This window comes from Kitasatospora sp. NPDC001527, assembly GCF_040298605.1.
In the GTDB taxonomy this organism is placed as follows: domain Bacteria; phylum Actinomycetota; class Actinomycetes; order Streptomycetales; family Streptomycetaceae; genus Kitasatospora.
In genome coordinates, this window is record NZ_JBEPAM010000015.1 from 13,468 (window position 1) to 36,814 (window position 23,347).

General features: G+C 76.3%; 17 protein-coding genes. 11 read left to right on the top strand and 6 right to left on the bottom strand.

The window, feature by feature from the left end:
• Positions 1-54: 54 nt before the first annotated feature.
• Positions 55-447: a nuclear transport factor 2 family protein gene (locus ABT238_RS17070; RefSeq protein WP_350561396.1), complete on the bottom strand. Its 393-nt coding sequence runs from the start codon at positions 445-447 to the stop codon at positions 55-57.
• Positions 448-604: 157 nt separating this feature from the next.
• Here ABT238_RS17070 and ABT238_RS17075 point away from each other — a divergent pair, with 157 nt between their 5' ends.
• On the top strand, positions 605-3,697 hold the full coding sequence (locus tag ABT238_RS17075) for an SNF2-related protein (protein ID WP_350762142.1): 3,093 nt from the start codon (positions 605-607) through the stop codon (positions 3,695-3,697).
• Between the two features lie 3 nt (positions 3,698-3,700).
• Positions 3,701-3,922, top strand: coding sequence for a hypothetical protein (locus ABT238_RS17080; RefSeq protein WP_350561400.1), 222 nt, complete (start codon positions 3,701-3,703; stop codon positions 3,920-3,922).
• 25 nt (positions 3,923-3,947) lie between these two features.
• On the opposite strand, the gene sph is transcribed toward ABT238_RS17080, so the two are convergent.
• From sph to ABT238_RS17095, 3 genes are all read right to left on the bottom strand, one after another.
• Positions 3,948-4,931: a sphingomyelin phosphodiesterase gene (gene sph / locus ABT238_RS17085; protein WP_350561402.1), complete on the bottom strand. Its 984-nt coding sequence runs from the start codon at positions 4,929-4,931 to the stop codon at positions 3,948-3,950.
• Positions 4,932-5,003: 72 nt separating this feature from the next.
• On the bottom strand, positions 5,004-7,100 hold the full coding sequence (locus tag ABT238_RS17090; RefSeq protein ID WP_350561404.1) for an MMPL family transporter: 2,097 nt from the start codon (positions 7,098-7,100) through the stop codon (positions 5,004-5,006).
• 139 nt (positions 7,101-7,239) lie between these two features.
• Entirely contained in the window at positions 7,240-8,220 is a 981-nt protein-coding gene (locus tag ABT238_RS17095; RefSeq protein ID WP_350762182.1) for a deoxyribonuclease IV, read from the bottom strand.
• A gap of 153 nt (positions 8,221-8,373) precedes the next feature.
• Here ABT238_RS17095 and ABT238_RS17100 point away from each other — a divergent pair, with 153 nt between their 5' ends.
• From ABT238_RS17100 to ABT238_RS17110, 3 genes are all read left to right on the top strand, one after another.
• Positions 8,374-9,663 carry a cytochrome P450 family protein gene (locus ABT238_RS17100; protein WP_350561408.1) on the top strand — a complete coding sequence of 430 codons (1,290 nt, stop codon included), beginning with the start codon at positions 8,374-8,376 and terminating at the stop codon, positions 9,661-9,663.
• A 269-nt stretch (positions 9,664-9,932) separates the two neighbouring features.
• On the top strand, positions 9,933-11,096 hold the full coding sequence (locus ABT238_RS17105; RefSeq protein ID WP_350762198.1) for a right-handed parallel beta-helix repeat-containing protein: 1,164 nt from the start codon (positions 9,933-9,935) through the stop codon (positions 11,094-11,096).
• A 124-nt stretch (positions 11,097-11,220) separates the two neighbouring features.
• Positions 11,221-12,252, top strand: a complete 1,032-nt coding sequence (locus ABT238_RS17110) for a methyltransferase (protein WP_350561412.1) — start codon at positions 11,221-11,223, stop codon at positions 12,250-12,252.
• A gap of 106 nt (positions 12,253-12,358) precedes the next feature.
• Here ABT238_RS17110 and ABT238_RS17115 read toward each other — a convergent pair whose 3' ends face one another.
• Positions 12,359-13,057: a class F sortase gene (locus ABT238_RS17115; protein WP_350561414.1), complete on the bottom strand. Its 699-nt coding sequence runs from the start codon at positions 13,055-13,057 to the stop codon at positions 12,359-12,361.
• Positions 13,058-13,198: 141 nt separating this feature from the next.
• Positions 13,199-13,624, bottom strand: coding sequence for a hypothetical protein (locus tag ABT238_RS17120; RefSeq protein ID WP_350561416.1), 426 nt, complete (start codon positions 13,622-13,624; stop codon positions 13,199-13,201).
• A 271-nt stretch (positions 13,625-13,895) separates the two neighbouring features.
• On the opposite strand from ABT238_RS17120, the gene ABT238_RS17125 reads away from it, so the two are divergent.
• The 6 genes from ABT238_RS17125 to ABT238_RS17150 all read left to right on the top strand — a co-directional run bounded on the left by ABT238_RS17125 (position 13,896) and on the right by ABT238_RS17150 (position 23,306).
• Entirely contained in the window at positions 13,896-14,348 is a 453-nt protein-coding gene (locus ABT238_RS17125; RefSeq protein ID WP_350561418.1) for a PPOX class F420-dependent oxidoreductase, read from the top strand.
• 73 nt (positions 14,349-14,421) lie between these two features.
• A complete protein-coding gene (locus ABT238_RS17130) occupies positions 14,422-15,363 on the top strand; it encodes a hypothetical protein (protein ID WP_350762222.1) in 942 nt (313 codons plus the stop codon).
• A gap of 576 nt (positions 15,364-15,939) precedes the next feature.
• Positions 15,940-17,307: an MFS transporter gene (locus ABT238_RS17135; protein WP_350762234.1), complete on the top strand. Its 1,368-nt coding sequence runs from the start codon at positions 15,940-15,942 to the stop codon at positions 17,305-17,307.
• 23 nt (positions 17,308-17,330) lie between these two features.
• Positions 17,331-18,689 carry a non-ribosomal peptide synthetase gene (locus ABT238_RS17140; protein WP_350762245.1) on the top strand — a complete coding sequence of 453 codons (1,359 nt, stop codon included), beginning with the start codon at positions 17,331-17,333 and terminating at the stop codon, positions 18,687-18,689.
• 244 nt (positions 18,690-18,933) lie between these two features.
• A complete protein-coding gene (locus ABT238_RS17145; protein ID WP_350561426.1) occupies positions 18,934-22,098 on the top strand; it encodes a non-ribosomal peptide synthetase in 3,165 nt (1,054 codons plus the stop codon).
• Entirely contained in the window at positions 22,095-23,306 is a 1,212-nt protein-coding gene (locus tag ABT238_RS17150) for an acyl-CoA dehydrogenase family protein (RefSeq protein ID WP_350762265.1), read from the top strand. Before ABT238_RS17145 ends, ABT238_RS17150 begins: the two co-directional genes overlap by 4 nt.
• Positions 23,307-23,347: the final 41 nt, after the last annotated feature.

Genomic DNA, 23,347 nt, shown 5'->3' on the forward strand with positions numbered 1-23,347 from the left:
ACCGCAACGTAGGAGCAATTCCGGCGCCCCGCCCGCCGGGCCGCTCCATCCGAGTCATTCGCCGGTCAGCCGTCGCACCGTCCGGTCGATGCCGGCGCCGTCCTGTTCGGTCTCCTCCATGTACAGCCGGCCCCAGCGGATCAGCCCGTCCTGGACGCCGAACAGCGTCGTCCCCCGCATGTCGAACGCGGTGCCGTCCCGATGGGTGCCGTGCCAGTGCCACTCGCCCCACTCCACGCCGTCCGCGCGGGCGTGGGCCGCCAGCTCCGCCCGCAGGTCGGGGACGTCCTCGAAGAACCGGCCCCAGTTCCTGCGGACCTGCTCGCGGCCGGTGAACGCGCGGGCCGGGTGGGCGGGCTGCCGGCTGTCGTACCCGGGGGCGAAGCAGGCGGCGAAGCCGTCCAGGTCGTGGTCGTCGATCGCTCGGCGGAGCCGCTCGATGAGCATGGTCCGCTCCTTCCGTCGTCCGTCCGAACCCCCTGCCGGTCTCCTACCCAACCGGGCGCGCGGCCCCGGCCCACCGGCACTGTCGGTGCCGCGGACTAGGGTGGGAAACCCGTTCTGTTCCCGCTTCCGCCAACGTCCGGAGAGGTGCCGCCCACCGATGTACGCCCTGCACGCGCTCTGGCGGGCCGACGGCCGGCTCGCCGTCTGGGCGGAGGACGTGGCGGTGTACCGGGGGGACGCGCCGGCGGGTGCCGGCCGCGGGGGAGCGGCGCACCCGTTCGCCTGCCCGGCCGGCGAGGTGGCCCGGCTGCTCGGGGCGGTCGGGCCGGGCCTGGGCTGGCTGGCCGAGCAGGCCGCCGAGCGGTGGACGGGGCTGTTGCTGCCGACCCTCGGCGACCGGCCGGTGCCCTCGCCGGACCTGCCGGTGGGTGCCGTGCGGCGCGGTCTGGCGCTGGGCGCGTGGCGGGTGCCCGCGCTGCTCTTCGACCGCTCGCAGGCGGCCCAGCTGCTCGGCGCGCTGCACGACCCGCACTGGCCGGGCGCGACCGTCCAGCTGCCCGACGGCACCCCGGCCGAGCTGGCGTACGGCGCCTCGGTGCGCTGGCTGTCCGCCGTGCACGACCTCGCCTGGCGGCTGGTCGGGCGCGGGCGGCTGCTGCCGGTGCTGGTCGAGGAGGCGGGGCAGTGGTACGCCCGCTGGCGGCCCGCCCCGGACGCCCCGGCCCACCGGGAGGCGGCCGCGCTGCTCGCGGGCTGCCCGCCGGTCTGCCGCGCGGAGCACCCGGCCGGCCCGGGCGGCGAGCCGACCGCCGCCGCCCTGTTCACCGGGCTGCTGGACGCCCTGGCCGACCAGGAGGCCCGGGTCGCCCTCGCGGACCTCGACCCGCCCGCGGACCCCTTCCTCGCCGCCCTGCACGGCCCCGACGGCCGGCTCGCCCAGGCCCCGCCCGCCGGGCTGCCCGAGCGGCTGGCCGCCTGGCAGGCCGTCCGCCCGGCCGACGCGCCGCTGCGGCTGGACTTCCGCCTCACCGAACCGCTCGGCCCCGACCCGGACGACCCCGACGGCGGGGTCCTCGCCGACACCTGGCGGCTCGACCTGCTGGTCCGCGCCGCCGACCGCCCCTCGCTGGTGCTCCCCGCCGCCGCCCTGCGCCCGGGCGCCGCCGCCGACCCCGCGTACCGGGCGCTGGCCGGCGCCCTGCCCGCCACGGCGGCCGACCCGGCCGAGGCCTACCGGGCCGAGCTGGCCCGCGCCGTCCGGGTGGACCCGGGACTGCGCACCCGGCTCACCGGTGCCTTCCCCACCGAGGCCCGGCTCGACCGGGCGCAGGCCCTGTGCTTCCTGCGCGACGGCGCGCCCGCGCTGGCCCGCGCCGGGTTCGGCGTCCTGCTGCCCGCCTGGTGGCAGCGCCGCCCCCGGCTCGGCCTGGTCCTGACGGCCGGCACCTCGGCCGGCGACCCGTCCGCCGTGGCCCGCACCACGCAGGTCGACCGGGACGCCGTGCTCGCCTTCGAGTGGCGCCTGGCCCTGGGCGATGCCACCCTCACCGAGCAGGAGCTCGCCGAACTCGCCGCCGCCCAGCAGGGGCTGGTCCGGCTACGCGGTCGCTGGGTCGAGGTCGACCAGGCCCAACTCGCCGCCGCCGTACGCTTCCTGGCCGAGCACGGCACCGGCACCATGGAGCCGGTCGAACTGCTGCGGCTGGCCGTGCGGGACGGCGCCGTGGTGGACGGACTGCCGGTCACCGCCGTGCGCGCCACCGGCCCGATCGGCGACCTGCTGGCCGGCCGGACCGGTTCCGCCGACCGCGTCCCACAGCTGCCCGACGGCTTCACCGGCACCCTCCGCCCGTACCAGCGACGCGGGCTGGCCTGGCTGGACGCGCTCGGACGGCTGGGCCTCGGCGCCGTCCTGGCCGACGACATGGGCCTCGGCAAGACGGTGCAGACGCTCGCCCTGCTGGCCCTGGAGCAGGAGCGCGGTGCGCGCGGCCCGGTGCTGCTGGTCTGCCCGATGTCGATGGTCGGCACCTGGCAGCGCGAGGCCGCCCGGTTCGCCCCCGGCCTGCGGGTGCACGTCCACCACGGCCCCGACCGCACCGCGCCCGACGCGGCCGCCGACCTGGTGATCACCACCTACGGCCTGGTCCAGCGGGACGCCGCCGAACTGCGCCGCGTGCACTGGCGGCGGATCGTCGCCGACGAGGCCCAGCACGTCAAGAACCGCTCGGCCCGGCAGTCCCGGGCGCTGCGCTCGCTGCGCTCCGGCCCGCGGATCGCGCTCACCGGCACCCCGGTGGAGAACCGGCTGGCCGACCTGCACGCCGTCCTGGACTTCGCCAACCCCGGGCTGTTCGGCAGCCCGGAGGCGTTCCGGGAGCGGTTCGCCGTCCCGGTCGAGCAGACCGGCAGCGCGCAGGCGGCGGCCCTGCTGCGCCGGGTCACCGGCCCGTTCCTGCTGCGCCGCCGCAAGGACGACCCGCTGATCGCCCAGGACCTGCCCGCCAAGCAGGAGTTCACCGTCCGCTGCGCGCTGACCGCCGAGCAGGCCGGGCTCTACCGGGCGGTGGTGGCCGATCTGCTGGAGCGCCTCGGCGGGCTGCACGGCGTCGAGCGCAAGGGCGCGGTGCTGGCGGCGATCGGCCGGCTCAAGCAGGTCTGCAACCACCCGGCCCAACTCCTGCACGACGGTACGGCGGTGGCCGGGCGCTCGGGCAAGGTCGCCCGGCTGGTCGAGCTGCTGACGGAGGCGCTGGCCGAGGGTGACCGGGTGCTGGTCTTCACCCAGTACGCGGAGTTCGGCACCATGCTCCGGCCGTACCTGCGGCGGAAGTTGGGCGAGGAGGTGCTCTACCTGCACGGCGGGGTGCCGCGCGGGCGGCGGGAGGAGATGGTCGAGCGCTTCCAGTCGCCCGGCGGCCCGCGGGTGTTCCTGCTGTCGCTGAAGGCGGGCGGCACCGGGCTCAACCTGACCGCCGCCAACCAGGTGGTCCACCTGGACCGCTGGTGGAACCCGGCGGTCGAGGACCAGGCCACCGACCGCGCGCACCGGATCGGTCAGCGCCGCGCCGTGCAGGTCCGTCGGCTGGTCTGCGCGGGCACGGTCGAGGAGCGGATCGACGAACTGCTCGCCGCCAAGCGCACCCTGGCCGAGGCGGCGGTCGGCGACGGCGAGCAGTGGCTGGCCGAACTGCCCGCCGACCGGCTGCGCGAGCTGCTGGTCCTGTCCGCCGACGCGATCGGGGAGTGAACCGTGGCCACCGACGACGAACGACCGCTCGCCGACCTGCTGGACGTCTTCTGGCAGGGCTCCGTCCCCGCCGCCCCCGGCCTGGCCGGCGATCCGGAAGGCGATCGGGAGGGCGAAGCCGTCACCGCCTTCGAGGAGTTGGGCCCCTCCGGTCTCGCCGAGCGCGGCCGCCCGCTGGATCCCGCGCTCGCCGCCGCCTACCGGCGGTTCACCGGCGCCGGCTGACCCCGGTGAACCGCCCTTCCGGAGGCTAGCCCGCCGTCACGGGGTAGTGGTCGGACAGGTCGTTGTAGGTGTAGCCGGTGCCCCAACTGCTCACCGTCCACGGGGCGCTGTGGAAGCGGACCACCGTGTTGGTGTAGTGCGCGGGGCGGGCGTGGTCGGCGCGGTAGAGGACGTAGTCGAGGTCCTCCTTCGGCTCGCCCGGGTAGCGGTAGGCGGCGATCGAGTTGTCCGCGGTGTCGAATGAGTCGGCCCAGCCGTCACGGGTGTCGGCCGGCGCCACGCCCGCGTTGGCCAGCAGGGCGGGGTACTCGGTGCCGTGCGCGTCGACGTTGAGGTCCCCGGCGAGCACGACCGGCTCGGCGGCCGGGATGTTCTTGGCGTCGACGAAGGCCTTCATCGCCTTGAGCTGGGCGGCCCGGATCGCGGCCGGCCGGCCCGCGGAGCAGCCCGAGTCGGTGGACTGCAGGTGGGTGCCGATGACGTGGGTGCGCAGGCCGTTGACGTTCAGCACGGCGTAGACGAAGCCCTTGTTCGAAAACCGGTCCGAGCCGCAGGCGTCCTTGAAGACGTACTGCTCCTTGCGCAGGATCGGCCACTTGCTGAGCAGGGTGACGCCGCCGTCCTCGGGGGTGGCGGAGCTGTAGCCGCCGGCGGTGGCGTCCCAGCCGCTGGTCGAGCGGCCGACCACCGGGGTGTGGTACGGGTAGGCGGCCGAGGCCTGGGCGACCAGCGCGTCGGAGGCGCCGTTGTCGAAGGCCTCCTGGAGCACCACGACGTCCTGGCCCTGGAAGACGTCGGTGGCGGGGATGGCCTTGGCCCGGTAGTCCTGACCCCAGTTGGGGTAGAGGTTCTTGCTCATCAGGAAGACGTTGTACGTCAGCACCTTGAGCGCGGGCACGGACGCGCTCGCGGCGGGGGCGGCGTGGGCGCCGGGCGCGGCGGCGAGCGGGGCGAGCAGGGCCGCGGCGGCCGTGCAGACGGCGGCGAGACGCGTGGAGGGAGTTGGCATGCCCGCAGTGAAACGATGCCGGGCCACGTTCGTCCAGACGGTGAACGATAACCATATGAACTCATCGGTAACTTAAAGCTGTCTGGCCAACTCCTCTCTGTGCGGAGGAACTTGCCTGGACAACTCGCTCGGCCACCACATTCGGTGGTCCAGGTCCATGGTGAGCGCGGTGACCAGCACGGAGCGCACCACCAGGGTGTCCAGCAGTACGCCGAGGGCCACCGCGAAGCCGATCTCGGCGAAGCCGACGATCGGGAGGGTGCCGAGCACGGCGAAGGTGCTCGCCAGGATCAGGCCGGCCGAGGTGATCACGCCGCCGGTGGCGGCCAGACCGGCCACCGCACCCGGCCGGGTGCCGTGGTGGGCGGCCTCCTCGCGGACCCGGGTCATCAGGAAGATGTTGTAGTCGATGCCCAGGGCCACCAGGAAGACGAAGACGAACAGCGGGAAGGAGTTGTCCTGGCCCTCGAAGTGGAAGACGTGCTCGAAGAAGAACGCGCTGATGCCGAGCGCGGCGGCGTAGGACAGCACGACGGTGGCGATCAGCACCAGCGGGGCCGTGACGGCGCGCAGCAGCAGGGCGAGGATCACCAGGACCACGCCGAGGACGAGCGGGATGATCGTCCGGTTGTCGGAGGTCGCGGCCCGCCCGGCGTCCAGGATCACCGCCGTCGAGCCGCCCACCTGGGCGTCGGCGCCCGGCACGGCGTGCACGGCGGCCCGCAGCCGGTCCACGGTGTCCTTGGCCGGCCCGCTGTCCGGCGGGTCGGTGAGCGTGGCCTGGAACATCGCCCGGCCTTCGTGGGTCAACGGCGCCGTGGTGCCCGACACCCCGGGCGTCTCCTGCGTCACCGCGCGCACCGCCCCGGACTCACCGGCCGCGGAGATGACCGTCAGCGGCGCACCCGTGCCGGCCGGGAAGTGGTCGGCCAGCACCTCCTGGCCGACCACCGAGTCCGGCTTGCCGGTGAAGGTTCCGGCCGTGCTGAGGCCGGTCGCGTTCAGCGAGACCAGCCCGACGCAGCAGGCCGCGAGCGCCAGCGCGGTGCCGATCCACACCTTGCGCGGACGGCGTCCGATCCACGCCCCGACGTGCGCCCAGCGGCCGGTGCGCGTCGGCTCGGGCGTCCCGAACGCCGGCCGCACCGGCCAGAACACCCAGCGCCCGACGATCACCAGCAGCGCCGGCAGCAGGGTCAGCATCGCGGCCAGCGCCACCAGCACCCCGATCGCGCAGACCGGGCCGAGCCCGCTGGTCGAGTTCATCTCGGCGACCAGCAGGCACAGCATCGAGGCGATGACGGTCGCCGAGGAGGCCAGGATCGCGGGCCCGGCCCGGTGCAGGGCGAAGGCCATCGCCTCGTGCCGGTCCTCGTGCCGGCGCAGCTCCTCCCGGTAGCGGGCGGTGAGCAGCAGCGCGTAGTCCGTGCCCGCGCCGAGCACCAGCACGATGAGGATGCCGGCGCTCTGCGCGTTGACGGTCAGCCCGGCGTGCTCGGCCAGCAGGTAGATCACCGCCTGCGCGACCACCAGCGCCCCGGCTGCCGAGAACAGCGGCAGCATCCACAGCACCGGGCTGCGGTAGGTGAGCAGCAGCAGGACGATCACCACGCTGACGGTGGCCGCCAGCAGGGTGGAGTCGATCCCGGCGAAGGCCTCGGCCTGGTCGGCGCCGATACCGGCCGGGCCGGTGACGTGGGTGGTCATGCCGAGGCTGTTCTCGGCGGCGGTGGCGCGCAGGCTGTCCACCGCCGGGCGCAGGTCCTGCCAGCCGCCGGTGCCGATGTCGATCGGCACGATGGTCTGCAGCGCCTCGCCGTCGGCGGACTCCACCGGTCCGCTCACCCGGCCGAGCACGTGCGGGGCGGAGGCGAAGGCCTCGGCGTCCCGGGCCGCCTCGGCCCTGTCGGCCAGGGTGATCCCGCCGTCGCGGACGTAGACCACCACCGCCTGGGCGGTGTCCACCGGCTGGAACGCCCGCTGCTCGTCGAGCACCCGGGTGGACTCGGCGTTGCTCGGCAGCCAGCTGGAGGCCTGGTTGTCCTCGGCGTCGGTGAGCTTGCCCGCCAGCGGGCCCGCCACCACCAGCAGCACCAGCCACAGGGCCAGCACCACCCACTTGCTGCGGTGGCCGCACGGCAGCTCGGCCAACTTCCGGGTCGGGCTCATCGGGAGACCCCCGTCCTCGGGGCGCGTGACCCGCTCGGGCGCGTGACTCGTTCCAGCCTGACACCGGGGCCGCGCACCGGCAGCCCGAGCGGCTCCGGCGGAGTGTCCCCGGGCCGGCGGTCCGCCCCGGGCGGCGGCGCTACGCGGGCAGCGCGGCGCGGGCCCGCAGCCCCTTGAGCGCGGTGATGTCCCGGGCGTGGCCGGTGCCGTCGCCGCCGTGCTTGCGGTCCGGGGTCTCCACGATCAGCGGGACCCCGGCGGTCGCCGGGTGCTCGAACAGCTCGCGGAACGGCTCGGCGCCGATCAGGCCGTCGCCGATGTTGGCGTGCCGGTCCTTGCGCGCGCCGACGGCGTCCTCGGAGTCGTTGGCGTGGATCAGCCGCAGCCGGTCCGGACCGGCGGCCGCGACCAGCGCGTCCAGCGTCCCGCGCACGCCGCCCGGCGCCGCCAGGTCGTGGCCGGCCGCGAAGGCGTGGCAGGTGTCCAGGCAGACCCCGACGCGCGGGTGGCCGTCCAGCGCGTCCAGGTACTCGGCGAGGTCCTCCATCCGCGAGCAGAGCGAGCGGCCCTGGCCGGCGGTGGGCTCCAGCAGCAGCCACGGCGCGTCGTCGCCGAGCGCCTCCAGCTCCTCCAGCAGCGGGCGGACGTCCGCCCGGACCTGGGCCATCGCCTCGGCCCGGCGCGAGCCGCCGTCCGGCGCCGCGCCGACCGCCGAACCGGTGTGCAGCACCACGCCCAGCGCGCCGATCGCGTGCCCGCGCAGCAGCGAGTGGCGCAGCGAGGCGGCCGAGCGCTCGCGGGTGGCCGGGTTGTCGGAGCCGAAGTTGATGAGGTACGGCGCGTGGACGTAGGCGGGGATCGCCTCCTCGGCGCAGGCCGCGCGGAACTCCTCGTCCTGCGCCGGGTTGCCGGCCGGGGTCGCCCAGCCGCGCGGGTTCGCCACGAACACCTGCACCGTCTCGGCGCCCACCCGGCGGGCGTACGCCAGACCGGTCCCGGCCGGGCCCCGGGCCGCCACCGGCACATGGGCGCCCACCGGGTTGCGGCCGGCCGGGGACGGCGGGCGCGGGGCGGCGGCCGGTGCGGGGATCACGGGGGCGGCGGTGGCGGCGGTGCTCATGGCTCCGAGCATGGCATGCGGGCGCCGGACGGGCGGCGGCCGGGCGGTTCCCACCCGATCGGGTGAACCGGTGGAACCGGGTCGTCCCGGGGTGCTCGGCGCTCCGTCTTAGTCCGTGAGAGCAACGGAACCCGAGCGCCGAGGGAGGCGCCCATGACCGCCACCGAGTCCACCCACTCCTTCCCGCCGGTCGAGCCCGTCGAGACGGTCGACCTGCGCGACGCCGAGCTGGTGCGGAGCCCGTTCGAGGCCTTCTCGCGGATCCGTGAACGGGCGCCGCTCGCCCGGGGCACCATCCCGGGGGTCGATCCGTTCTGGATCGCCACCCGCTACGAGGACGTCCGCACCGTCCTCGCCGACCCCCGCTTCGTCAACGACGCGGCCGGTGTGCCCGGCGCCTGCCCCGCCCACCGCACCGCGCAGGTCTGGCGGGCGCGCGGTCTGCCGCCCGAGTGCGAGCAGTACCTGCGTGCCGGCGTGTTCGACGCGGACGGCGCCGAGCACCGGAGGCTGCGCGGCCTGGTCCAGCCCGCCCTGACGGCCGGCGCCGTCGGCCGGCTGAGGCCCCGGATCGAACGGCTCGCCGCCGAGCACGCCCGCGCCCTGCGCGAGCACGCCGACGCCGACGGCGTGGTCGACCTCGTCGCCCACTTCGCCTATCCGCTGCCGGTGACCGTCATCTGCGAACTGCTCGGCATCCCCGAGCCGGACCGGCCGCGGTGGCGCGCGTGGAGCTCCTACCTCGGCCGCGGCGCCGGCCCCGGACTGGACGACGCGCTGCGCGCGATGGTCACCGCCGCCCACGCGCTGATCGACCGCCGCCGCGCCGAGCCGGACGACGGCCTGGTCTCCCACCTCGCCGCCGCCGAGGGCACCACCCTCGACCGGGTCGAGACGGTCTCGCTCCTGCTCAACCTGATCGTGGCCGGCCACGAGACCACGGCCACCCTGATCGGCAACGGAACGGCCGCCCTGCTCGCCCACCCCGGGCAGCTCGCCCGGCTCCGCGCTGATCCGGCCCTGCTCCCGGCCGCCGTCGACGAGCTGATGCGCTGGTGCGGGCCGACGCTCGGCGCGCTGCCCCGCTACGCCACCGAGGACGTGCGGCTCGCCGGGACGCTCGTCCGCAAGGGCGAGGCCGTGATGCCGATCCTCGCCGGGGCCAACCACGATCCCCGGGCCTTCCCCGATCCCGAGCGGCTCGACCTGGGCCGCGCCACCGCCCCGCACCACGACGCCCACCTCGGATTCGGCCACGGTGCCCACCGCTGCCCCGGCGCGGTGCTCGCCCAGGAGGAGGCCGTGGCCGCCTTCGCCGCCCTGCTGCGCCACTACCCCCGGCTCGCGCTCGCCGTCGCCCCGGCCGAGGTGCGGCGCGGTCCCAACCCGGTGGCCTGGCACCTGGCGGAGCTGCCGGTACGCCTGGGGGCGCCGGTGAGCTGACGGACCACCACTGCCGGTCCCACCCTCCCCGGCCCGGCCTGCTCCGGCCCGGCCTTGCCGGCCTCACCCTTCCGGACTCGCCCGGCCCGACGCCCCGTCAGCCCGGCAGCCCAACCCTGGTGGCGGGGGCACCCGCGCGCACCTAGCGTCGATTCGGCCGACACCCACCGGCCGTCAACCCCCGCTCACCTTGCGTCACCGTGCCGATGGCCCCCACGCGCGCGTCGGGGCTCCCAAGCGGCGGCGTGCCAGAAAGCAGGTCATCACTCATGCCCACGCGACGGGTCCACCACCTCGCCGCGGCCACCGCCGCCGCCACGACCGCCCTGACCACCGTCCTCACCGCCGTCGGCGCCGCGCCCGCGCACGCCGCCGGCGAACTGCACGTGGTGTTTCCCGGGGAATCGATTCAGCAGGCCCTCGACGCCGCCCTTCCCGGTGACACCGTGCAGCTGCTGCCCGGCGAGTACCGGGGCAGCGTCCGGATCACCACACCCGGCCTCACCCTGCGCGGCGCCGGCCCGGACAGCGTCATCCTCCCGGCCGAGCCGGCCGCCGCCGCGCCCGCCCCGGCGGCGGACGCGCCCGCTCCCGCCGCTCCCGCCGCTCCCGCCACGTCCACCCTGTCCGCCGCCGACCTCGCCGCGGCCTGTTCCGCCGTCGGTCACGGCCTCTGCGTGGTCGGTACCGACAGCCGGCCGCTCGCCGGGGTCACCGTCGAGGCGCTCGCCGTCACCGGCTTCCGCAAGAACGGCATCAACGCCACCGGCACCACCGGCCTGACCGTCCGCGCCACCTACGTCCACGACAACGCGCAGCAGGGCATCAGCCAGGAGAAGTCCACCCGGGGCGTGATCACCGCCAACGAGTCCGCCCGCAACGGCCAGTCCGGCGTCTTCCTCGCCAACTCCGTGGACAGCGAGGGCGGCGCCCTGTCCACCGACGGCACCCTGGTCAGGGACAACCTGCTCACCGACAACCGGATCGGCGTCACCGTGCGCCGGCTGCGCGACCTGAGCATCGACCGCAACCGGATCCACGGCAACTGCGGCGGGGTCTTCGTCGTCGGCGACGAGGGCGTGCCCCGGGCCGGCGCGCTCACCGTCACCCGCAACCAGGTCGTCGCCAACAACCGCTACTGCCCGCCCAACCCCCGGCTGGACCACATCCAGGGCGCCGGCATCGTGCTCACCGGTGCCGAGGAGACGGCGGTGACGGAGAACGAGGTCCGCGACAACGTCGGCGCCTCGCCGTTCTCCGGCGGGATCGTGCTCGTGCCCAGCGTGGTCGGCGTGGCCAACGCCCGCAACACGGTCACCGACAACCTCGTGCTCGGCAACGGCCCGGCCGACCTCGCCGACCGCGACACCGGCACCGACAACGCCTTCACCCGCAACCAGTGCGCGGTCTCCGAGCCCGCCGGCCGTTGCTGACCGGTCCGTCCGCCCCCGGGCCCGTCCCCCCGACACCCCCGCCCACCCCTCCGACGCCCCCGAAGCCCCGAGTCCCCCGAAGCCCTGCGCCATCCCGTTCCCGCAGAAAGCAGAGAAACGGTCCATGACCACCGCACCCGCCACCACCCCGCAGGCCGCCATGCGCCTGCGGGAGCTCGTCTTCGGCGCCGCCTGCGCCGCCGCCGTCCGCGCGGCCGCCCGGCTCGGTGCCGCCGACGCGCTCGGCGACACCCCCACCACCGTCACCGACCTCGCCGCCGACCTCGGCACCGAGCCCCGGCAGCTGCGCCGCCTGCTGCGCGCCCTCACCTGCTACGGCATCTTCGAGGAGCTCGACGGCGACCGCTTCGCCCACACCGAGATGTCCCGGCTGCTGCGCGAGGACGCCCCGAACAGCCTGCGCTACATCTCCCTGTGGTGCACCGAGCCGTGGACCTGGGAGGCCTGGCCGAAGCTGGACGAGGCGGTGCGTTCGGGCCGCAACGTCTTCCCCGAGCTGTTCGGCAAGGAGTTCTTCGACTACCTGCACAGCGAAGGCGGCGAGTCCGCCAAGGTCTTCGACAAGGCGATGACCACCTCCAGCCGGCAGTCCGCCGCCGACTTCGCCGCCTACCTCGACCTCACCGGCGTCGACTCGGTGGTGGACATCGGCGGCGGCCAGGGCCACGTCCTCGCCAGCCTGCTGGAGAAGCACCCGGCGCTGCACGGCACCCTGCTCGACCTGCCCAAGGTGGTCGCCGGCGCCGACCCCCGGCTGCGCGAGGGCGGCGCGTTCGCCGCCCGGGCCCGGCTGGTGCCCGGCGACTGCCGGGTGGACATCCCGGTGGTCGCCGACCTCTACATCATCAAGAACATCCTGGAGTGGGACGACGAGAGCACCCGGCGCACGCTGGCCAACGTGGTCGCGGCGGCCCGCCCGGGCGCCCGGGTCGTGGTGGTCGAGAACCTGGTGGACGACAGCCCCTCGATGCGGTTCACCACCGCCATGGACCTCATGCTGATGCTCAACGTCGGCGGCGCCAAGCACTCCGAGACGAGCATGGCCCGGCTGATGACCGAGGCCGGCCTGGAGGTCCGCGAGGTCCGCCCGGTCAACCCGTACCTGCACGCCTTCGAGGCCGTCGTCCGCGGCTGACCCGTCCAGGGCCGCGCCGTCCGGGGCCGTGCCACCCCGCCCGCACACCGCGACCGCCGGTCCCCTTCCACAGGGGGGCCGGCGGTCGCGGTGCCGCCGGAGCCGCTCACGCCTTGCGGGAGGACTCCAGGTGCGCGAAGACCACCACGTTGTCGAGGTAGTCCCGGCGCTGCTTGTCGTAGGTGCCGCCGCAGGTGATCAGCCGGAGCTGGGCGTCGGGCGTCTTCCCGTAGACCCGCTGGTCGGGGAAGGCGTCCTTGGCGAAGGTCTCCACGGCGTCGACCGCGAACACGGCGATGGTGCCGTCGGCCCGCTGGACCTCCACCTTGTTGCCCGGCAGCATCAGGCTGAGCAGCAGGAACACCGCCGGCCCCTTGCTGGTGTCGACGTGCCCGGCCACCACCGCGGCGCCGCGCTCGCCCGGCGAGACGCCGCCGCGGTACCAGCCGACCAGGTTCTTGTCCTCCGGCGGCGGGGGGTTGAGCTGCCCGGAGGGGTTCAGGGTGAGCTCGGTGAAGGGGGCGTCCACGTTGATCTGCGGGATCCGCAGCCGGGCCGGCACGGACCGGTCCAGCGGCGGCGCCGCCTTGACCGGCGCGGCCGGGGCGGGCCCGACGGCCCCGCCCGCCGAGGGGTCGGCCCCGCCCGCCGCCGGGGCCGTGGCGGCCGGGGGCCCGGCCTGCCCTGCTGCGGACCCGTCCGCCGGGACGGTGTCCACCGAGTTGTAGATCAGCAGCAGACCGACCGCTGCCGCCCCCATGCCCGCGCGCAGCATCCGGGACGTCCCGGGGATCAGACCGGCCATCGTCGCTCGTACTCCTCTCCACGGCCCGCGCTCCCGAGACCGCGGGCCCGACACGGCGAAGCGCCGCCCCGCACGCCGCCCCATCGAGCCCGGCGCACGGGGCGCGGGCCACGACGGGGCGGCGGCGGGAACGGCGCGGGATCAGATGGTGGCGTCGCCGGTGCGGCGGCCGCGGCGCAGCGCGATCGCGCCGGCCCCGAGACCGCCGAGCAGCAGGACCGCACCGGAGGCGAGGCCGCCGCCGGAGAGCGCGAGCCCGCCGCCGCCGGTGTGCACGCCACCGTGCGGGGCCTTCTCCTCGCCCTTGGCCTCGTAGCCCTTGTCCTCCGAGCCCTTGCTCTCGGAACCCTTGGCCTCGGGGGCCTTCTGCTCCTCGGTGCCGGAGGAGCCCTTCTGCTTCTCCTCCCAGGTCTTCTGACCCTCGGCGCTGGCGGCCTTGTCCTGCTTCTCCTGCCAGGTCAGGTTCTTGCCCTGGTCGGAGGCGCCATCGGCGAAGGCGAGCGGGGCACCGACGGTGAGGACCGCCGCGACGGCGGCCCCGGCGAGCAGCGTGCGTGCAGAACGCATGATGATGATCCTTCCGGCGCGTTTCCCGCGATCGCCGACACGTCGTCGGCCAGGGGACTCACGGGGTGGGCGCCTGATCCAACGTCAACCACGGTGGCCGCCGGTGCCACCGGAAGGCGGCAGCGGCGGCCCGGCCGGTGAGCCCTTCGGGTGGATGTCCCGGGCGTGTTCACCCGAGTGCCCTGGGCGGTCCGGGTGACCACCGCCGCCGGGGAGGAACGGGGAGCGGAGCAGCGGCGTGCGGCCGGCCGGGGACGGGCAGACTGGGCGCATGGTCGAGATCTCGAAGGACGTCCGGGAGCGGATCGCGGCGGGGCACATCTGGTACGTCGGCACGGTCAACGCCGACGGGTCGCCGCACGTCAGCCCGATGTGGGTGGGGATGGAGGGGGACCTGCTGCTGTTCAACACCTCTGTGGGGCGGGTCAAGGAGCGGAACCTGCGGCGGGACCCGAGGGTCTGCCTGTCGCTCGCCGACCCCGCCGACCCGTACGACCGGGTGCAGATCCGGGGGCGGGTGGTGCGCTTCGTCGAGGGCGAGGAGGCCGAGCGGAACATGGACCGGCTGGCCCGCACCTACCTTGGCGTCGAACGTTACGGCTGGGGCATCCCGGGGGAGCGGCGGGTGGTCGTGCTGATCGAGCCGACCAGGGTCAGCCGGGTGACCGGGGTCGAGCCGCTCCCGCCGGGCGCTCCCGGGGCCACCCCGTCCGCCCGGGGCTGACCGCCCGCCCCGGGGGACCGGCCGCCCGGGGGCGCGTCTATCTTGAGGGGCCACGGACACGAGAGGGGCGGACATGGGCACGGCCGGTCGGAAGGTGGCCGCTGCGGCGGCGACGGGTGTGCTGCTGGCGGCGGTGGCGGCCTGCGGTTCGGGGAGTTCGGCACACTCCGGGGACACGGCGAAGGGCGCCCCGGCGGCTTCGGCGAGCCCCGGTACTACGGCCGACGCGGGCGCCGGCGCCACCGCCGGCACCTCGACGGCTCCGGGCGGCACCCCGGGCGGCGCCCCGGCGGGCGGTTCCCCGGCGCCGGGGGCCGCGGCGGGCGGTGCGCCGGCCCCGGGCGCGACGGCCGGCACCGGATCGTCCGGCGCGGGCGCGGGCGCGGGCGCGGCGGCAGCGGGCGGCTCCGGTTCCGGACCGTCCGCCACCGGACCGTCCGCCACCGGACCGGCCGGCGCGGGAACGTCCGGCGGCGGGCAGTCGGCCGCCGGACCCGACTCGGACACCCCGCTGCTCGACTCCGCGCTGGTCGCGCAGCTGCTGCCCGACCAGAAGGCCATGGCCGGATGGGAGGAGGAGAAGCGGCGGGTCGACACCGCCGACCACGCCACCACCTGCACCGCCGCCACGCCGTGCACCGGCAAGCCGCTGAGCGGGCAGGCCCGGTTCGGGGCCGGCGAGGTGACCGTCCGCTTCGGCGTCGACACCCTGCCCGGCCGGACCCAGGCCCAGGACCGCCTCAAGGAGGCGTACGCGGCCTACGGCGACACCACCAAGTACGGCCCGGCCGACGTCGGCCCGCTGGGGACGGAGAGCCGCGCGTTCCAGGGCCAGCTGGCGGGCCGGGACGGCGTGGCGATCGTGATCCGCTCCGGCACGGTGGTCGCCACCGTCACCACCGAGGGCGGCCCGGTGGACCCGGCGGGCACCCGGCGGCTCGCCGCGATGCTGGTCGAGCGCATCGAGCAGGCCCAGGCGGGCCGCACCCCGGACGCCGGGCTCGACCCGGCCTGACGCGCCCCCGACGTACCGCCCGACGTACCGCCCGGCCCACCGTTCGGCCAACCGCCCGGCGTACCCGACGTACCGCCCGACGTACCGCCCGGCCCACCGTTCGGCCAACCGCCCGGCGTACCCGACGTACCGCCCGACGTACCGCCCGACGTACCGCCCGGCCCACCGTTCGGCCAACCGCCCGGCGTACCGAACGTACCGCCCGACGCGCCCCGTGCCCCCCGGACCGACTCTCCGGCCCAGGGGGCACGCGCGTGCGGATATCACGCCGGAACCACTGCCGGGTGACGCAGCGTCAGTACCGCTTGCGTTCCGGCCAAGTTGAGGATCACCGTCCGCTGGCGCGAAAACAGTGGTCCGGATAGCGGACGCCGGAATGGACGCCCGGCGCGCGGGCGCCGGTCCGGGCGTTGCCGCTGGTCGCGCCCGCGAGGGCCGGCGCCGGGCCGGACGGGGCGGTGCGGGCCGCGGACGGGGGAGGGCCGAGGAGGCGGCGGTATCCGGTCGAATCGGGCGGGGGCCGGAATCCGGCCAGCCGGTTGCCCGGTAGCGAATCGGTAACCGAGGGTCGTGCTGATGAACGAAAAGCCTCGCCCGTCCCACGCCGACACGCCGGCCCGCCGCGATTTCCGGCTCCTGCTCTCGGGAGCCGTCGCGGCGCAGGCGGGCAGTCAGGTCACCCTGGTCGCGCTGCCGCTGGTGGCGGTGGTGGAGCTCGACGCCACACCCTTCCAGGTCGGCCTGCTGACCGCCGCCGAGACCGCCGCCTTCCTGCTGGTCGGCCTGCCCGCCGGCGCCTGGCTGGACCGGATGCGCAAACTGCCCGTGCTGGTCCGCTCCGACGTCCTGCGCTGCCTGGCCGTCGGCTCCATCCCGCTCGCCGCCGCGGCGGACGCGCTCAGCCTGCTCCAGCTCTACCTGGTGGCCCTGGTCACCGGAGTCGCGACGGTCTTCTTCGACGTCGCCCACCAGTCCTTCCTCCCGGTGCTGCTGCCGCGCGAGCGCCTGGTGGCGGGCAACGGCGCGATCGAGACCGTCCGCTCCTCCGCGCAGATCGCCGGGCCGGGCCTGGGCGGCGGGCTGGTCCAACTCCTCGGCGCGCCACTGGCGATCATCGTCGACGCGGCCGGCTACCTGCTCTCGGCGCTGCTGCTCGGCCGGATCCGCGCCGAGGAGCGGCCGCCCCGGCCCGAGCCCGGGAGCTCGCTGCGCGCGGACGTCGCCGAGGGCCTGCGCTTCGTGACCGGGCACCCGCTGCTGCGGGTGATCGCGGCCACCACCGCGCTGTCCAACCTGTTCGGCGCGGTGCTGATGGCGGTGCAGACCGTCTTCTGGGTGCGGGTGCTGCACCTGTCACCGGGCGCGATCGGGATCCTGCTCTCGGTCACGGCGGTCGGCGGGCTCGCCGGTGCGCTCTGCGCGGGCCGGCTGGCCGCGCGGGTCGGGCAGGCCCGGCTGATCTGGCTCGCCCCGCTGGTCACCGCGCCCTTCGCGCTGCTGTGGCCGCTCGCCGACGGCGGAGCCGGGCCGGTGCTGTTCGCGGCCGGCGGGGTGGTGGCGCTGTTCGGCGCGGTGGTCTACAACGTCGCCCAGGTGAGCTTCCGGCAGGGCCTGTGCCCGCCCCGGCTGCTCGGCCGGATGAACGCCACCATGCGGTTCCTGGTCTGGGGCACCCTGCCGCTCGGCGCCCTGCTCGGCGGCGCCGTCGCCGACGCGGCCGGTCCGCGCGCCGCGCTCTGGCTCTGCGCGGCGGGCTTCCTGGTCGTACCGGTGCCGCTGCTGCTCTCGCCGCTGCGCGGCCTGCGCGACCTGCCGTCCGCGCCGCCGGAAGCGGACACGCCCGACGCCGCGCCCGACGCGCCCGCTGCGCCCGCCGCGCCCGACGCGCCCGCCGCGCCCGGCGGTGCATCCGAGGGCGCCCCCGCCGCCCACCGAACTCCCTGAACCGACCGAAGCGGAGACCTCCCGTGCACTCCAGCATCACGGCCGCCTACCTCACCCGCTACCGGTCCCTCGCCGCCGCCTCCGAGGCTGCCCCGGCGGTGCTGCTCCCGCTCACCGGCGCCCAGCGCCGCTTCCTGATCACCCGCCGCCGTGACCCGCGCGGCCGGACGGACGTCGTCCCGCTGTTCTTCGCCTTCCCGCGCGGCACCGTCGACCTGCCCCGGCTGCGCCGCGCCGCCCTGCGGCTGGCCGGCCGGCACCCGGCGCTGCGCGGCGAGTTCACCGTGCTGCGCGGCACCCCGGTGCTGCGGCTGGGCGAGCCCTCCGTCGAGGTGGCCCACGTGCCGGTGGACCGGGCGGTCGACCCGGCGGCCGGTCCGGCGGCGCCCCCGGAGCCCGGGCAGCCGGACGGACCGGCCCGGTCGGCGCTGCGCCGGGCCCTGCTGGACTGGCCGGCCGACGGCCCGGTGCTGCGGCTGCTGCTGGCGGCCGCGCCGGACGACGAGGAGGAACTGCTCGCCGTCGCCCTGGACCACGCCGCCTGCGACGAGCAGTCGCTCGGCCTGGTCACCGAGGGGCTGAGCGCCGCCTACGCCGAGGACGACGGCGCCCCGGGCGCGGCCGGGCTGACCGTCCCGGCGGAGGCCGTCGAGGCCTACCGGGCAGCCGTCGAAGGCCAGTTGGCCGCCGAGGCGAACGCCGCGGGCGCGGCCGCGCAGGCCCACTGGGCCGCCCGGCTCGGCGCGCTCGGCGACCCCCCGCGGGGGGAGCGGCCGGCCGGGGCCGCCTGGTCGACGGGCATGGCCGTCGAGCGGCTGCCCGCGGTGACCGGCGCCGCCCGCGGCGGGGTCTTCCCGGCGCTGCTGGACGCCGTGGCGGCCGCCGCGCACCACCTCGACGGCGGTGGCGAGCGGGTGCTGGCGCTCGGCTACCCGTGGGGCGGCCGCCCGGCCGACGCGGCCCCCGTCCTCGGCTGCTTCCTCAACACCCTCGTCCACCCGGCGCCACCCGGCCCGCCCCGCGACCTCGACGCGCTCGGCGCCGACTGGTGGGACGACCTGGACCACGCGGACACCCCGTACGACGAGGTGGTGCGCGCCGCCCGTTCGGCCGGGGCGAGCTGGTCCGGCGCGCTCGACGGGCTGCTCACCTTCGAGGACCTGCACCGCCGCCCGCCGCTGCTGCTCGCCGGCGCCGCCGGGCGGGAGGTCCACCTGGCGGGCCGCCCGCTCGCCGCGCCGCTCGCGGTCTCCGCCTCGCACGGGGAGGACCTGCTGGTCCGGCTGGCCTGGGACCGCGAGCGCTACCCGGGCGCCGCGGCGGAAGCGGCCTTCGCGACCCTGCTCGCCACCCTGCGCCGCCACCTCGGCGCGCCCGTCTGATCCCGGCGGGACCCCGCCCGCCCGCCGCGCCGCCACCCGCCCACCGCCCACCGCCCAGCCACCCGTCACCTTTCACCCGCCCGAGCTCAGCGACCACCCCGCCCGCGCGCCACCCCGGTGCGCCCCGACCACCCCGCCGAGCCCGCCACCACCCCCGGCGCGCCCGGCCCGGGGCGAGCCCCGAACCGCCCGCCCCTGGCACTGTCGAACCGAACAACAACCCGACACCACAAGGGAGTTGCCCATGTTCGCGCTGTCCTCCTCGCAGGAAATAGTCTGGCTGCACGAGCAGTTGCTGCCCGGCAGCCGCGCCTACAACTTCACCGCCGCCCTCGACCTCTGGGGCCCGCTCGACACCGACGCGCTGCGCGCCGGCCTGACCGCCGTGCTCGCCCACCACCCCGGCCTGCGGCTCGAACTGGTCGAGCAGGCCGAGGGCTTGCCACTGCAGCGGGTCGGCCCCCGTGGTGAACCCAGGCTGCGCACCAGCGACCTGGGCGCCGAGCCCGACCCCGAGGCCGCGTTCCGCGCCCTGCTCGCCGCCGAGGCCGAGGAGCCGCTGGACACCACCGAGGCCCCGCTGCTGCGCTGGCACCTCGCCCGGCTCGGAGCCGACCACCACCGGCTCATCCACGTCGAGCACCATCTCGTGCACGACGGCCACTCCTTCGCGATCCTGCTGCGCGACCTGTTCACCGTCTACCGCGCGCACGTGCTCGGCGCCGCCGACACCGTCACGCTCCCCGCCGCCCCCTCCTACGAGGACCACGTGCGCGCCGCCGGCGCCGCCCGGCAGGCCGACCGCGAACGCGGACTCGCCTACTGGACCGGCGAGTTGGCCGACGCCCCGCTCGACCTGACGCTGCCCGGCCTGGCCCGCCCCGGCGCGCCCCGCCGCCACCGCGGCGGACAGCTGCGCCAGTCGATCGGAGCCGACCTCGCCGAGCGGCTGCGCGAGCGCGCCAGGACCGACGGGCACACCCCGTTCTCCACCCTGCTCACGCTCTTCGCCGAACTGCTGCGCCGCCACAGCGGCCACCGCGAACTGGTGGTCGGCACCGCGGTCGGCAACCGCCCGCCCGGGTTCGAGGGCACCGTCGGAATGTTCGTGAACACCGTGCCGCTGCGCCTGCGGCTCGACCCGGCCGCCCCCGGCACCGAGGCGGTGGACGAGGTGACCGACGTGCTGTTCCGCGCGCTGCCGCACCAGGACGTCCCCGTCCAGGAGCTGACCCGCGCGCTCGGCCGGCACACCGGCGGCAGCGACAACCCGCTGTTCGACGTGATGTTCAGCGCGCACGACGCGCCGCTGCCCGACGTCCAGGCGCCCGGCCTGGAGGTCTCGCTGTACGAGGGGTTCAACACCGGCACCACCCGCTTCGACCTCGACCTCGTGCTGCTGCCCGACGACCGCCGGGTGGTCGGCGAGAAGCACGGCGCGGCCGGGATGACCCTGGTCTGGGACTACGACGCCGACCTCTTCGGCGAGCCGACCGCGAGCCTCCTCGCGGAACGGCTGCTCGACCTGCTGCGCGGCTACCTCGACGGCCCGGACGCCCCGCTCGCCGACCTCGCCGCGCCACCCTCCCGGGAACCGGCCGCAGCCCCCGCCCCCGAGCCGGCCGACCTCGACCCGGCCGCCGCCCACGACCCCACCGCGCTCGCCCTGCTCGCCGGCTCCGAGCGCCTGAGCTACGGCGACCTGGACCGCCGCGTCGGCGAACTCGTCGAGCGCCTGCGCGCCGCCGGGGTGACCCCGGGCCAGCCGGTCGCCACCGTCCTGCCGCGCGGCGTGGACAGCGTCGTCGCCCTGCTCGCCTGCCTGCGCCACGGCGCCGTGTACGCGCCGCTCTCCGCCGAGGACCCGCAGGCCCGGCTCGGCCTGCTGCTGGACCGGCTCGCCCCCGCGCTCGTCCTGGCCACCCGGCAGAGCGCGCTCGCCCTGCCCGGCGAGCTGACCCCGGCGCTGCTGGACGGCCCGCCGTTCCCCAAGGCCGAGCCCGCCGCCGTGCTCGACGGCGCCGCCTACGTGATCCACACCTCCGGCTCCACCGGCGTGCCCAAGCCCGTCCTGGTCGGGCGGGGCGCGCTCGCCCGCTGGACCACCGCGCTCGCCGCCCGCTACGGGCTCGGCCCCGCCGACCGGGTGCTGCTGTTCGCCCGGCCCTCCTTCGACGTGGCCCTGGAGGAGGTGCTGCCCTCGCTGGTGGCCGGCGCCGCCCTCGTGGTGCCGCAGCGCGAGGTGCCGACCGGGCCCGAACTGGTCGCCGTGCTGGCCGCCCGCGGCGTCACCGTCGCCAACCTGCCGACCAGTTACGCGCTCGCCGTCCGCGACGACCTGCGCGAGGCGCTCGCGGACGGCCGCTGGTCCCCGCGCCTACTGGTGCTCGGCGGCGAACGGCTGCCCGCGCGCGCCCTGCGCGGGCTGACCGACGGCACCGCCGTCACCGTTCTCAACGCCTACGGCGTCACCGAGGCCACCGTCACCTCCACCGTGCACGAGGTCACCGCGACAGACCTCGCCGAGGACACCGGGGACGCCGTCGCCCGCGATGCCGCCGACGCCCGCGATGCCGCCGAGATCCCGCTCGGCACCGAACTGCCCGGCGTCCGGGTGCACGTGCTGGACGCCGGCGGACAGCCGCTGCCGCCCGGCGCGGTCGGCGAACTCGCCATCGGGGGAGCGGTGGTGGCCGACGGCTACCTCGGCCTGCCGGAGCCCACCGAGGCCCGGTTCACCACCCCGCCCGCGCTCGGCGGCGAGCGCGTCTACCGCACCGGCGACCGCGGCTACCGCGACCTCGACGGCCGGCTGCGCTTCCTCGGCCGCCAGGACAACCAGGTCAAGCTGCGCGGCTTCCGGATCGAGCTGGAGGAGATCGAGGCCGCCGCCTCCGCCGAACTCGGCGGCCGCTCCTGCGCCGTCGTGCTGCACCACGACGCGACCGCCGGCCCCCGCCTGCTCGGCTTCCTCGACGGCGGCCCGCAGCCCGACCAGCCCGCCCTGCACGCGGCGCTGGCCCGCCGGCTGCCGGCCGGCCTCGTCCCGGCGAGCTGGACGGCGCTGGACGCCATGCCGCTGCTGCCGGGCGGCAAGCCCGACCGGACGGCCCTCGCCCGGCTGGCCGCCGAGGCGCCCGGCACCGCCGACCCGGCCCCGCGCCCGGCCGAGCGCGCCTTCGCCGATCCCGGCCAGTCGCTGGTGGCCGAGGCCTGGCGCGAGGTGCTCGGCCACGACCGGTTCACCGCCGACTCGCACTTCTTCGAGGTCGGCGGCCACTCGCTGCTCGCCGCCCGGCTCGCCGCCTGGCTGGAGCCGCGCCTCGGCACCCGCCCCCCACTGCGCACCCTCTTCCAGCACCCCGTCCTGGCCGACCAGGCCCGCGCCCTGACCGGAGCTCAGAAGTGACCCCGACCACACCCCTCACCTCCGCCCCCGGCCTCTCCGCGCCGTCCGCCGTCCTCGAAGCCGAGCACCGCGAGCTCACCGACGCCTTCGAGAGCTTCGTCCGCCGCGAACTCGACCCGCTCGCCGCCGAACTGGCCGAGTCCGCCGAACAGCCGCCGGCCGACCTGCGCGCCTACGTGCGCAAGCGCTCCGCCGCCCTCGGCTTCTACGCCGGCGACTACCCCGAGGAACTCGGCGGCTCCGGCATGCCGTTCACCGCCGTCGTGCAGCTGCACCACGCCGCCGGACGCAGCGGCTGCCCGCTCGCCCCCTACGCGCTGGCCGGCTCCGACGGCCCCAGCCCGCTGCTGCGCCACGGCACCCCCGAGCAGATCGAGCGCCACCTCGTCCCGCTGGTCCGCGGCGAGCGCACCCGCTGTCTGGCGCTCACCGAACCACAGGCCGGTTCCGACGCCTTCCGGCTCACCACCACCGCCGTCCGCGAGGGCGACGGCTGGCTGCTGAACGGCCGCAAGACCTTCGTCAGCAACGCCGACCGGGCCGACCTCGCGCTCGTCGTCGCCGCCACCGACCTCGGCGACGGCGCCGGGGCGACCGCCGGCGCCACCGCCTTCGTGCTGCCCATGGACCACCCCGGGCTGCGCATCGGCCAGCGCTACGAGGGCATGTCCGGCGAGCCGCTCTTCGAACTGACCCTCGACCGGCTGTACGCCCCGGCCGACTGCGTCATCGGCGGCGAGGCGGGCGTCGGCGCCGCCACCGGGCTCGCCATGGACAGCCTCTCCCGGGGCCGCCTGGTGGTCGCCGCGATGTGCAACGGCATCGCCGAGTACGCGCTGCGCCTCGGCGTGGAGTACGCCCGCGAGCGGCGGGCCTTCGGGCAGCCGATCGGCGACTACCAGCACGTCCAGGAGCACCTGGTGCGCACCCGCGCCGAGGTCGAGGCCGCCAAGCTGCTCACCCTCGCCTGCGCCCGCCTGGTCGACGACGGCACCGAGGCCCCCGAGAACGCCGCGCTCGCCAAGCTGACCTCCTCCGAGACCGCCGTCCGGGCCGTCGACCGCTCGCTCCAGGTGCACGGCGCCACCGGCTGGGTGCGCGGCCATCCGCTGGAGTACCTCTACCGCTACGTCCGGATGACGACCATCATCGAGGGGACCTCCGAGGTCCAGAAGGTGATCGTGGCCCGGGCCATGGGTCTGGGCTGACCCCGTTCCGACGACCATCGACCGACGTCCGGAGGACTGAC

What these genes read in the sequence shown, in the direction of transcription:
- ABT238_RS17070 (WP_350561396.1), bottom strand. Translation starts at nt 447, where the DNA reads ATGCTCATCGAGCGGCTCCGCCGAGCGATCGACGACCACGACCTGGAC.
- ABT238_RS17075 (WP_350762142.1), top strand. Translation starts at nt 605, where the DNA reads ATGTACGCCCTGCACGCGCTCTGGCGGGCCGACGGCCGGCTCGCCGTC.
- sph (WP_350561402.1), bottom strand. Translation starts at nt 4,931, where the DNA reads ATGCCAACTCCCTCCACGCGTCTCGCCGCCGTCTGCACGGCCGCCGCG.
- ABT238_RS17090 (WP_350561404.1), bottom strand. Translation starts at nt 7,100, where the DNA reads ATGAGCCCGACCCGGAAGTTGGCCGAGCTGCCGTGCGGCCACCGCAGC.
- ABT238_RS17095 (WP_350762182.1), bottom strand. Translation starts at nt 8,220, where the DNA reads ATGAGCACCGCCGCCACCGCCGCCCCCGTGATCCCCGCACCGGCCGCC.
- ABT238_RS17100 (WP_350561408.1), top strand. Translation starts at nt 8,374, where the DNA reads ATGACCGCCACCGAGTCCACCCACTCCTTCCCGCCGGTCGAGCCCGTC.
- ABT238_RS17105 (WP_350762198.1), top strand. Translation starts at nt 9,933, where the DNA reads ATGCCCACGCGACGGGTCCACCACCTCGCCGCGGCCACCGCCGCCGCC.
- ABT238_RS17110 (WP_350561412.1), top strand. Translation starts at nt 11,221, where the DNA reads ATGACCACCGCACCCGCCACCACCCCGCAGGCCGCCATGCGCCTGCGG.
- ABT238_RS17115 (WP_350561414.1), bottom strand. Translation starts at nt 13,057, where the DNA reads ATGGCCGGTCTGATCCCCGGGACGTCCCGGATGCTGCGCGCGGGCATG.
- ABT238_RS17120 (WP_350561416.1), bottom strand. Translation starts at nt 13,624, where the DNA reads ATGCGTTCTGCACGCACGCTGCTCGCCGGGGCCGCCGTCGCGGCGGTC.
- ABT238_RS17125 (WP_350561418.1), top strand. Translation starts at nt 13,896, where the DNA reads ATGGTCGAGATCTCGAAGGACGTCCGGGAGCGGATCGCGGCGGGGCAC.
- ABT238_RS17130 (WP_350762222.1), top strand. Translation starts at nt 14,422, where the DNA reads ATGGGCACGGCCGGTCGGAAGGTGGCCGCTGCGGCGGCGACGGGTGTG.
- ABT238_RS17135 (WP_350762234.1), top strand. Translation starts at nt 15,940, where the DNA reads ATGAACGAAAAGCCTCGCCCGTCCCACGCCGACACGCCGGCCCGCCGC.
- ABT238_RS17145 (WP_350561426.1), top strand. Translation starts at nt 18,934, where the DNA reads ATGTTCGCGCTGTCCTCCTCGCAGGAAATAGTCTGGCTGCACGAGCAG.